The following is an 11,177-nucleotide window of genomic DNA, read 5'->3' on the forward strand; positions in this document are numbered from 1 at the left end:
CCCCGCCACGCCCCCCGCAACCCCCGAAACACCGGCCCGTACTCCAACCCACCCCCAGCCAACCCCTCATACACCCCATCCAGCTCGATCACCGCCGCACCCCGAGGCGGCCACACCTCCACATCGAACCGCTCCCCGACCCGGCCCCCACCGGCCAGCACACCACCGGCATGCCGCACCCACACCCCATCCCCCGACCCCACCGGCCGGGCATGAACACTCACCTCACGCCGACCCGCCCCATCCGCCGGACCCACCCGCACCTGCACCGCCACCGCATCCCGCTCACCGAGCACCAGCGGCGCGGTCAAGGTGAGCTCCTCGACCACATCGCACCCCACCTCATCACCCGCCCGCACCACCAACTCCAAGAACCCCGTCCCCGGGAACACCACCCTCCCGCCCACCACGTGATCGGCCAGCCACGGATGCGACCCCAACGAGATACGACCGGTCAACACCGCCTCATCACTGTCGGCCAGACCCACCGCGGCACCCAGCAGCGGATGCCGGGCAGCCGTCAGGCCCAGCCCCCGGGCGTCCCCGGTCCAGGTCGGGTCCGGCCAGTACCGCCGGCGCTGGAAGGCGTACGTCGGCAGCTCCACCCGGCGGGCACCGGGGAAGATCGCCCGCCAGTCCACCGGCACCCCGCGCACGTGCAGGGCCGTCAGCGCCGCCATGGCCGTCGTCCGCTCGTCGCGGCCCCCGCGCAGTACCGGCACCAGCACCGCGCCCGCCTCCCCTTCGGGGTCCGTGGCGCCCGGGTGCGCGTCCGGCGCCGAGCCGGTGTCACGCGGGGCCTGACCGGCGGCGAGGGTGTCGGCCGCCATCGCGGTCAGCACGCCATCGGGGCCGAGCTCCAGATACGCCCGTACCCCCTGCGCGTGCAGCGTCCGGACGGCGTCGGAGAACCGGACGGTCCGGCGCACCTGCTCCACCCAGTAATCCGGCGAGCACAGCCGCTCGGCCGTGGCCGCCTCCCCGGTCACCGTCGACACCACCGGGATCTGCGGCGGGCCGTAGGTCAGCGTCCGGGCCACCGCCCGGAAGTCCTCCAGCATCGGGTCCATCAACGGCGAGTGGAACGCGTGCGACACCCGCAGCCGCTTCGTCCTGACCCCCCGCTCCTCCAAAACGGCCGCGATCCCGAGCACCGCCTCCTCGGCCCCGGCCACCACCACCGAGGACGGGCCGTTCACCGCCGCGACCGACACCTCTCCCTCACGGCCCGCCAGCAGCCCGGCGACCTCCTCCTCCGGCGCCGCCACGGCCACCATCGCCCCACCGACCGGCAACGCCTGCATCAACCGCGCCCGCGCCGCCACCAGCGCGCACGCATCCTTCAGGGACAACACCCCGGCCACATGGGCGGCAGCGATCTCCCCGACCGAGTGCCCCGCCAGCACCCCCGGCTTGACACCCCATGAGGAGACCAGCCGGAACAGCGCCACCTCCAGCGCGAACAACGCGGGCTGCGCCCACCCCGTCTGGTCAAGCGCCTCCGCCCGATCACCGAACAAAACGTCCCGCAACGACCCCTCAAGCAGCGGGTCCAGCCCGGCGATCACCTCGTTCAGCGCCGCCGCGAACACCGGGAAACGCTCGTACAGCTCCCGGCCCATCCCGGCCCGCTGGCTGCCCTGGCCGGTGAACAGCATCGCCGTCCTGGCCTGCCTGCCGTGCCCCTTGATCACACCGGTGGCGCCGCCGTCCGCCAGCGCCGCCAGCCCCGCGCGCAGCTCGGCGCGGTCGGCGGCGAGGACCCCCGCCCGGTACTCGAACGCCGACCGCGTCGTGGCCAGCGAGAACGCCACGTCGGCCAGGGCCGTCCCGGGGGTGCCGTCCAGATGCGCGAGCAGGCGCGCGGCCTGGGCCCGCAGCGCCTCGTCCGTGCGGCCCGACAGCAGCACGGGCACCACACCCGAGGGCGCCGGGTCCACCAGGTCCGCCGTGGGCGCGTCCGCCTCGGCCGGCGGCGCCTCCTCCAGCACCACGTGGGCGTTGGTGCCGCTGACCCCGAACGACGACACCCCCGCCCGGTACGGCCGCCCGGTCTCCGGCCAGGGCCGCTGCTCGGTCAGCAGCTCCAGCGTGCCCGCGGACCAGTCCACCCGCGACGAGGGGGCGTCCACGTGCAGCGTCTTCGGCAGCACCCCGTGCCGCATCGCCAGCACCATCTTGATCACGCCGGCCACACCGGCCGCCGCCTGTGTGTGGCCGATGTTCGACTTCACCGAGCCCAGCAGCAGCGGGCGCTCTCGGTCCTCGCCGAACGTGGAGATCAACGCCTCGGCCTCGATCGGGTCGCCCAGCGTCGTACCGGTCCCGTGTCCCTCCACCACGTCGATGTCCGCAGCCGACAGCCGCGCACCGGCCAGGGCGTCAAGGATCACCCGCTGCTGCGAGGGTCCGTTCGGCGCGGTCAGGCCGTTGGAGGCGCCGTCCTGGTTGACCGCCGAGCCGCGGATGACCGCCAGCACCTCGTGCCCGTTGCGCCGCGCGTCCGACAGCAGTTCGAGCACGAGCACGCCCACGCCCTCGGACCAGCCCGTGCCGTCGGCGCCGTCGGCGTACGCCCTGCACCGCCCGCTGGGCGACAGGCCGCCCTGGCGGTTGAACTCGATGAAGGTGCTGGGCGTCGACATGACCGTCACACCGCCCGCGAGCGCCAGGGTGCACTCGCCCGTCCGCAGCGAGTGCGCGGCCCAGTGCAGCGCGACCAGCGACGACGAGCAGGCCGTGTCCACCGTCACCGCCGGCCCGACCAGGCCGAGCGTGTACGACAGCCTGCCGGACATCACGCTGTTCGCCGTACCGGTGAGCCCGAAGGCGTCGATGTCGCGCGGCAGGTTGTCGCGGTAGTCCGGGGACATCGCGCCGATGAAGGCGCCCGTCTGGCTGCCGCGTAGCGCGACCGGGTCGATGCCCGCCCTCTCGACGGCCTCCCAGGTGGCTTCGAGCAGCAGCCTCTGCTGCGGGTCCATGCCCAGCGCCTCCCGGGGGGAGATGCCGAAGAAACCGGCGTCGAACTCCGCCGCGTCGCGCAGGAAACCGCCGGACAACGACGGCGGTACGGCGCCGCCGTACTCGTCGCGGAGCCTGTCGAGGTCCCAGCCACGGTCGGCGGGCGGCTCGGATATCGGATCGCCGCCCTCGGCGAGCAGCCGCCACAGGTCCTCCGGCGAGGCCACACCGCCGGGGTACCGGCAGGTCATCCCGATGATCGCGACCGGCTGCCGGTGTTGTTCCTCGAGGTCGTGGACACGTTGCCGGGTGCGCCGGAGATCGGTGGTCGCCCGCTTGAGGTATTCCCGGAGTTTCGCTTCGTTGTCCATATCAGCTCAACCCTTTTCGACGACCAGCACGAACCCATGAACTCGCCGGGCCTCGAAGCCGCGGTCGAGTCCACGAGCTCCACCCGCATCGGCTCAGTCTCGGCGCCGCGCTCCCCGAAAATCATTAGTAACCCCGGTGCCGGGACGTGCCCGTTCCCGCGTGGCCGCGAGCCCCGTCTGACGAGCCTCAATCTGGGGAAATGACCAGCGAACCGGGCCGTACACTCGCGCAATGGCCGGTCAGCTGCACATCACGTCAGAGTTGTCGGAGTACGTCCAGCGGATGTCGTCGCGGGAGGACGAGATCCTGCGTTCGCTGCGCGAGGAGACCGCGGCGCTGCCCGCGGGCAGGGCGATGCAGGTGATGGCCGAGGAGGGGCAGCTGCTGACGCTGCTGGCCCGGCTCACCGGCGCGCGGACCGTGCTGGAGGTCGGCACCTTCACCGGCTACAGCACGCTGTGCCTGGCCCGCGCGGTCGCCCCCGAGGGGCGCGTCATCACCTGTGACATCACCGAGCGGTGGCCCCGCGTCGGGGTGCCCCACTGGCGCCGGGCCGGCGTGCTCGACCGGATCGACCTGCGGATCGGCGACGCCTCGGACACCCTCGCCGCGCTGCTGCTCGACGAGGGGCCCGGGTCGGTCGACCTCGTGTTCATCGACGCCGACAAGCCCGGCTACCCGAAGTACTACGAGGCCGCCCTGCCGCTGCTCAGGGACAACGGGCTGATCGTGGTGGACAACACCCTGTTCTTCGGCAAGGTCGTCGACCCGGCGGCGCGGGACGCGGACACCGAGGCCATCCGCGGGTTCAACGCTCTCCTCCTGGAGGACCGCCGGGTGGACATCTCGCTGCTGCCGATGGCGGACGGCATCACCCTCGCCCGCAAGAAGGGGCCGGCCGAACCGGCCCACTGACCAGAACCCGCCGGCTAGACGGCGGGCGAGGGGCTGCGGAGGCCGGAGAGCCGGGTCTCGGTCGAGGATCCGAGGTCCGGCGCGACGAGGGTCATCGTGGTGGGCGGGTGCTGCGGCGCCGGGACGAGGTGGAGCCGTTCCAGGCCCTCGACGTCCGAGGCGGGCAGTCTCCCGACGCACGGGCAGTCCCCGTTGGCGAACCCGCTGAACCTGTAGGCGATCTCCATCATCCGGTTGCGGTCGGTGCGGCGGAAGTCGGCCACCAGGTGCGCGCCGGCGCGGGCGGCCTGGTCGACCAGCCAGCGCAGGATCACCGTGCCCGCGCCGAAGGACACGACCCGGCACGACGTGGCGAGCAGCTTCAGGTGCCACGTCTCCCGTCCCCGCTCCAGCAGGATGACCCCGACCGCCCCGTGCGGCCCGAAACGGTCGCTCAGCGAGGTGACCAGGACGTGGTGCCGGGGGTCGTCGAGCAGCCGCTCCAGCGTCTCCCCCGAGTAGTGGACGCCGGTGGCGTTCATCTGGCTGGTGCGCAGGGTCAGCTCCTCGACGCGGGCGAGGTGCTCCGCCGTCGCGTGCTCGATGCGCATCACCAGCCCGAGCGAGCGGATGAACTCCTCGTCCGGGCCGGTGAAGCCGGATTTCGCGGCCTCCCGCCGGAACCCGGCCTGGTACATCCGCCGCCGGCTCCTGGCGTCCTCGGTCACCGTCTCCGGGCTGAACTCCGGCAGCCCGGCCAGCTCGGCGACCTGCTCGGCGGAGTAGCAGCGCACGTCGGGGAGGTGGAAGGCCACCTCGGCCCGTTCCGCGGCCTGGTCGTCGACGAACGCGATCGTGCCGAGGGCGAACCGCAGCTCCTCCGCGATCTGCCGGATCGAGCCGGACTTGGGCGACCAGCCGATCTGGGGCAGCACGAAGTACTCGGCGACGCCCAGCTCCTCAAGCTTCGCCCAGGCGTGGTCGTGGTCGTTCTTGCTCGCGACGGACTGCAGGACACCCCGGGAGTCGAGCAGCCGGATGAGCTCGTGGACGGGCTCCGCCAGGCGGATCTCGTCGTTCTCCAGCAGGGTTCCCTGCCACAGCGTGTTGTCCAGGTCCCATACCAGGCATTTCACGACCGATGTCTTGTCGGGCACCTGTCCTCCTCGTCTTGGTCAGTGTGACTGCGCGACGGCGTGCCGGGCGAGAACGAGCTGGCAGATCTCGGTGCTGCCCTCGATGAGCTCCATGAGCTTCGCGTCGCGGTAGGCCCGCGCCACCACGTGGCCGTCCCGCGCGCCCGCCGAGGCCAGCACCTGCACGGCCGCCGCCGCGCCGCGCGCCGCCTCGGTCGAGCCGACGTACTTGGCCAGGACCGTGGCGATCACCATCTCCGGCGACCTGTCGTCCCAGCAGCGGCTCGCGTGCTCGCAGACCCGGGTCGCCGCCTGCTCGGCCGCCAGGAGCTCGGCCAGGTGGCGGGCGACGAGCTGGTGCTCGGCCAGCGGGCGGCCGGACTGCCTGCGGGTCCCCGCGTGCGAGGCCGCCGCGGACAGGCAGGCCCGCAGGATGCCGACGCAGCCCCAGGCCACCGACATCCGGCCGTAGGCCAGGGCCGTGGTGACCAGCAGCTGGAGCTGCTGGCCGCCGCCGCCGAGCACCGCGCTCCTGGGAAGGCGTACGGCGTCGAGGTCGACGTCGGCGTGCCCGGCGGCCCGGCAGCCGCTCGGGTTGGGCACCGGCCGCACGGTGACCCCCGGTGTCTCGGCGGGCACGACGACGGCGGCGCCCTCGTCGCCGTACCGGCCGAAGACGACGATCAGGTCGGCGTAGCGGGCCACGGTGGTCCACGTCTTGTGCCCGTCGACCACCACCGTGTCGCCGTCGGCGCGTATCTCGGTGCTCAGCGCCGTCACGTCGCTGCCGGCCTCGCGCTCGCTGAAGGCGACGGCGGCCAGCTCTCCGCCGGTCAGCCTGGGAAGGTACTCCTGCCGCTGGCGGGTGTCACCGAGCCGCTGGATCGTCCAGGCCGCCATTCCCTGTGACGTCATCACGCTGCGCAGGGAGCTGCACAGGCTGCCGGTGTGCGCGGTGAGGGCGCCGTTGTCCGCGCTGCTCCCGCCGACGCCGCCGTACTCGGCCGGGACCTCGGCGCAGAGCAGGCCCTGCTTGCCGAGGGTCCGGAGCGTCTCCACGGGGAGGAGACCTTCGAGGTCCCATTCGCCCGCCTGGTCGCCGACCAGGTGGGTGACCCCTTCGCGCGCCGCGTCGAGCCACTCAGGCATGGTCCGTCACCGGAGCGTCCCGCAGCCGCAGGACGAGGGAGGTCATCCGCTCGACGGTGCGGAAGTTGTCGAGCTTCAGGTCCTCCCCGAGGATGGCGATGCCGTACCGCTGCTCCAGGTGGACGACCAGCTCCATGGCGAACATCGAGTTGACGAGCCCGGAGGCGAACAGATCCTTGTCGGCGGCGACCTCCGTCTTGATCCGCTCCTGGAGGAAGTCGCGGATCTGCAGCCGGACGGCGTCGGCGGTCGGCTGGAGCGTCTCTTCTGGTTTCGTGGTCACGAAAGCACCTTCTCGTAGTCGTAGAAGCCCTTACCGGACTTGCGGCCAAGGTGCCCCATGGCCACCTTCTCCAGCAGCAGCTCACAGGGCTGGAAGTTCGGGTTGCCGGTGCGCTCCCACAGCGTCCGCAGCGCGTCGACCAGGTTGTCGAGCCCGATCAGGTCGGCCGTGCGCAGGGGTCCGGTGGGATGTCCGAGGCAGCCTCGCATCAGGTCGTCCACCGAGTCCGCGGTGGTCACCCCGGCCGCGACGATCCGCGCCGCCTCGTTGATCATCGGGTGGAGCAGCCTGCTCGTGACGAACCCCGGGGCGTCCCGGACGACGATCCCCTGGCGTCCCATCCGCGCCAGAAGCCCGGTGACCGCGGTCATCGTCTCGTCGCTCGTCAGGGCACCCCTGATCACCTCCACCATCGTGATCAGGTAGGCGGGGTTCATGAAGTGGACGCCGACCAGCTCGTGCGGGCGGGCGGCGAACCTGCCCAGCTCCCCGATCGGGATGCCCGAGGTGTTGGTGACCAGCGGGGTGCCGGCCCTGACCAGCCGCGACGCCTCGCCCAGCACCTTCGCCTTGATCTCGGCGTCCTCGACGACCGCCTCGACGACCGCGGTGGCGTCGCCGACGTCCGCGAGCTCCGTGGTCGTCGTCAGATCGGCCACCCGGCCCGTCGCCGGTACGGCGCCCACGAGCCGCGCGTGCCGGAGCTGGAGGTCGACGCGGTGCCGGGCCTCGGCGAGCTTGTCGTCCGACACGTCGACGAGCACGACCGGGACGCCGTGGCCGATCGCCACGACGGCGATCCCCGTGCCCATCACCCCGGCCCCCAGGACCCCCAGGGCGCCAGGGCGGGCATCTTCCACTTCGTTCATTCCTGAGCCTCACATAACGACGGTTCGGGTCGGTCTTTCCGCCTTCCGCACGCCGGGTACGGGAGGCACCGGCGGGTTCACCAGCTCGACGCGTGGATGAGGTCCCCGAAGTCCCGCTCGCGTGAGGCGTGCTGGAGGTCGGACTCCACCATCATGTGCATGAGCTGCTCGAAGCCGACGGTGGGCTCCCAGCCGAGCTCGATCCGGGCGCGGCTGGGATCGGCGCAGAGGGTCTCCACCTCGGCGGGACGCACCAGCGCCGGGTCGACGACGACGTGGTCCCGCCAGTCCAGCTCGACGTACTCGAAGGCCGTCCTCACGGCGTCGCGCACCGAGTGCATGCACCCGGTGCCCACGACGTAGTCGGTGGGCTCGTCCCGCTGCAGCATCAGGTGCATCGCCCGGACGTAGTCGCCGGCGAATCCCCAGTCGCGGACCGCGTCGAGGTTCCCGAGGTACAGCTTGTCCTGCAGGCCGAGTTTGATCTGGGCGACGGCGAGGGAGATCTTCCGGGTCACGAACTCCGTGCCCCGGCGCGGCGACTCGTGGTTGAACAGGATGCCGGAGACGCCGTACATGTCGAACGACTCGCGATAGTTGCGGGTGATGAAATGGCCGAACGTCTTCGCGACCCCGTAGGGGCTGCGCGGGTGGAAGATGGTCGTCTCGTGTTGCGGGCTCTCCGCGACCTTGCCGAACATCTCCGAGGACGACGCCTGGTAGAAGCGGATCTGGCCGCTGCTGCCGTCACGGGACTTGTCCAGCCCGCACACCAGGCGGATCGCCTCCAGCATCCGGAGCACGCCCATGCCGTTGACCTCGGTGGTCAGCTCGGCCTGGTGCCAGGACATCGGGACGAAGGAGATGGCCGCGAGGTTGTACACCTCGTCGGGCTGGACCTTGTCCACCGCCGTGACCAGGCTTCCCTCGTCCAGCAGGTCGCCGTTGACGAATGACAGGTCGCTGACGAGGCGGCTGACGCGGGATTTCCGGGGATTCGCCTGCCCTCTGATCAGCCCCCAGACCTGGTAGCCCTGGGACAGTAGATGCTCGGCGAGATAAGAGCCGTCTTGGCCGGTGATACCGGTGATCAGCGCGCGCCTGGACATGCACTTTCCTTTCAGCACCGCGGGCAGGTTCGGACACCGTCGTGACCGCGAAGACGCCGGCGGCGTGCCCACAGCGGGAATCGAGTCCGTCGAACCGGCGGACCGCCGGTCCACGACCGGGCAGAGGTTCTGCCGGGGTGTCAGGTAATCGACGGTGACAGTGGCCTGCCACCGGGTCATGGAAACCGGGGTCACGGAAACCGGGAAACACCTGGGAACATCGGGAAACGTCGGGAAACATCGGGGAACGTCGGGGAACACTGCGAATCGCGAAGACATCGGGGTGCGGAATCATCCGCGGGAGCGTGACCGGCTCCCGGGCCGTCCGGCAGACAGGATCGGCGGCCCGGGGCCGGAGACGCTACTCCTCGACCCAGCCGTGCGTCTGGGCGAGGCCGACGAGGCACCTGCGGACGCCCAGGAGTTGCTCCGCCGTCATCGCCGGCACGGCCGCGAGCAGTGCTTCCGTGATCTCCTGTGTCAGCTCCCCGACGGACAGCACATCACAGAAGCCGGCGTCGCTGACCTGGCGGTCGGGGGTGGTGGCGGCCGGTCCCGGTGACACCGCCGGCGCGATCGAGGCGGGTGTCGGCACGGGCGCGGGCGCGGGTCTCGGTACGGGTGCCGGAGCGGGTCCCGGCGTGACGGGTGAGGGCTGTGAGGGCAGGGTGATCTTCGGTGCGCCGGGCCTGTCGAGCACGCGGACCTGGGACGCCTTCAGCCCCTTGCCGCCGTTCTCGACCCTGAATTCGACCCTCGTGTCGATCGAGATGAGACGCTTGTCGCTGTCCAGGTCGTTGACGTGCATGAAAACGTCTTCGCCACCTGAGTCAGGGGCGATGAAACCGTACCCACGGAATTCATCGAAACTGACGAGCTTACCGGTTACCACCACACCACACCTCACCAGAGCCACGTTCCCGAAATGAATACCTTTGCCTTTTGAATCGTTTTCCACGACCGCCGGAATTCGCTCTCGATTCGACCGGGAAGCGCGAAACCGGCAATTCGGAACACAATTCACTTTTACCCGTCAGATAGCCGGGTGCATCTATTCGGCTATCTTGGTTCGCTCGGACCACTGGAAGACCGGAAGGTTCTCCCCGTCGACGGTCAGAAATTCACCGCTGTGCACGAAATGCTCGTACCCCGCGCCGGAGAGAATTTTCACCTTCTCCTCCGGATTGACCGAGCTTCGAACGTGACCGCGATTGGAGAATCGTTCCGGCCCACCGGAGAGTACAATTTTTGCACTGGTCACGATGACACCTCCCTTACATGACGGCTACCTTCAAGAACACGATCGGGATCGGCGGCGGCGACATCGGGGTCACCCCGGAACCGCCGTGCCGGAACAGGACGGGCGTCACGGGGGCGGACCGGCGCCGCCGGGGCCGCTCCGGACACCGCCACCCTCCCCCGGTCACCGCGATCCGGCGACGGGTCGTCCGGGTCGCCACGCGACCGCGGGCCGATGACGCCGGTGACGCCGACGACACAGACTTACTTCACGAAGTCGGGCAGGATCCGGGGCGGCCAGGAGCCGAGCCGGAAGATGCCCATGGAGTACGCCTTGGAGACCAGGGCCGGGCGGTTGGTCGCCTTCAGCTTCCGCAGCAGCGTCGTCACGTGATACTCCACGCCGCCCCTGCTGAGGTACAGCATCGACGCTAGCTGCACGGTCGACACGCCCGCCGCGACGCCTTCGAGCACGCGGGCCTCCATGGTGCTCAGCAGCCTTTTCCGCCCGGTCAGCAGGTCGTCGCGCTGCTCCCGGTCGGGCCGCACCAGGACCATGACGCTCTCGACGTGGCCGGCCTCGCCGTGCAGCGCGATCCCGGTCAGCTCGCCGCCGAGCACCGTCTGGTCCGGCCGTACGGCGATGACCCGGTCCTCGAAGCGGGCGCGCTGGTGGTCCGTCAGGTGGGTGAACTGCTGTCCCAGCTTGTCCCGGACGCTCAGGTGGAGCAGCTCGCAGAACGCCAGACCGCGAATGTCGGCCAGGGAGCGTCCGAACTGCCGGGTGAACTCGAGATTCGCCTCGATGACCCTGGTCGCATGATCGAGATTCGCCACGCAAATCCCTGACTGGTCGAAAAAGGAACGGTATTGATCTATCCTGTCAGCGGGTTGACCGACCGGTCGAAGCCGCTGATCCTCATCAACCGGAGCGATGCCGATATCAATACTCACCTGTTGACCATTCCTCTCCTCCAGCAGACGAGACGATGACCCGGATAACTGCGGGGTAACGACCGAATCCACTTATTTACATGCTATTAATTAACCCGAAAGCAGGTCAACATAAGTCCACCACAAACAGTAAAAGACTGTGGTGTGTGAGGCGTCCGGTTCGGACCTTGCGGTGCGGTGGCCCGGCCTCGTTCGGTACCGAACTCTC

General features: G+C 70.2%; 10 protein-coding genes. 1 reads left to right on the forward strand and 9 read right to left on the reverse strand.

Annotation, left to right across the window (positions count from 1 at the left end; genetic code table 11):
• Positions 1-3,335: type I polyketide synthase (locus tag AC5L38_RS39300; protein WP_495247895.1), on the reverse strand; the 3,335-nt coding region annotated here is incomplete at its 3' end.
• Between the two features lie 232 nt (positions 3,336-3,567).
• Here AC5L38_RS39300 and AC5L38_RS39305 point away from each other — a divergent pair.
• A complete protein-coding gene (locus tag AC5L38_RS39305) occupies positions 3,568-4,251 on the forward strand; it encodes an O-methyltransferase (protein WP_495247896.1) in 684 nt (227 codons plus the stop codon).
• Positions 4,252-4,265: 14 nt separating this feature from the next.
• Here the strand turns inward: AC5L38_RS39305 and AC5L38_RS39310 are convergent, their stop codons facing one another.
• The 8 genes from AC5L38_RS39310 to AC5L38_RS39345 all read right to left on the reverse strand — a co-directional run bounded on the left by AC5L38_RS39310 (position 4,266) and on the right by AC5L38_RS39345 (position 11,041).
• Complete coding sequence (locus AC5L38_RS39310; RefSeq protein WP_495247897.1) at positions 4,266-5,387, reverse strand: HAD-IIIC family phosphatase; 1,122 nt, start codon at positions 5,385-5,387, stop codon at positions 4,266-4,268.
• An 18-nt stretch (positions 5,388-5,405) separates the two neighbouring features.
• A complete protein-coding gene (locus tag AC5L38_RS39315; protein ID WP_495247898.1) occupies positions 5,406-6,515 on the reverse strand; it encodes an acyl-CoA dehydrogenase family protein in 1,110 nt (369 codons plus the stop codon).
• The gene (locus AC5L38_RS39320; protein WP_495247899.1) at positions 6,508-6,798 is read right to left on the reverse strand and encodes an acyl carrier protein; all 291 of its coding nucleotides are present in this window, start codon (positions 6,796-6,798) and stop codon (positions 6,508-6,510) included. Before AC5L38_RS39320 ends, AC5L38_RS39315 begins: the two co-directional genes overlap by 8 nt.
• Positions 6,795-7,667 carry a 3-hydroxyacyl-CoA dehydrogenase family protein gene (locus tag AC5L38_RS39325; RefSeq protein ID WP_495247900.1) on the reverse strand — a complete coding sequence of 291 codons (873 nt, stop codon included), beginning with the start codon at positions 7,665-7,667 and terminating at the stop codon, positions 6,795-6,797. The genes AC5L38_RS39320 and AC5L38_RS39325 overlap by 4 nt, the downstream gene beginning before the upstream one ends.
• A 77-nt stretch (positions 7,668-7,744) precedes the next feature.
• Entirely contained in the window at positions 7,745-8,776 is a 1,032-nt protein-coding gene (locus AC5L38_RS39330) for a GDP-mannose 4,6-dehydratase (RefSeq protein ID WP_389927198.1), read from the reverse strand.
• A 361-nt stretch (positions 8,777-9,137) separates the two neighbouring features.
• Positions 9,138-9,800 carry a cold shock domain-containing protein gene (locus AC5L38_RS39335; protein WP_495247901.1) on the reverse strand — a complete coding sequence of 221 codons (663 nt, stop codon included), beginning with the start codon at positions 9,798-9,800 and terminating at the stop codon, positions 9,138-9,140.
• A gap of 27 nt (positions 9,801-9,827) precedes the next feature.
• On the reverse strand, positions 9,828-10,037 hold the full coding sequence (locus tag AC5L38_RS39340; protein WP_389927194.1) for a DUF5988 family protein: 210 nt from the start codon (positions 10,035-10,037) through the stop codon (positions 9,828-9,830).
• 242 nt (positions 10,038-10,279) lie between these two features.
• Positions 10,280-11,041, reverse strand: a complete 762-nt coding sequence (locus AC5L38_RS39345) for a helix-turn-helix transcriptional regulator (RefSeq protein ID WP_495247902.1) — start codon at positions 11,039-11,041, stop codon at positions 10,280-10,282.
• Between the last annotated feature and the right edge of the window lie 136 nt (positions 11,042-11,177).

The sequence above is a fragment of the Streptosporangium nanhuense genome, assembly GCF_059358815.1.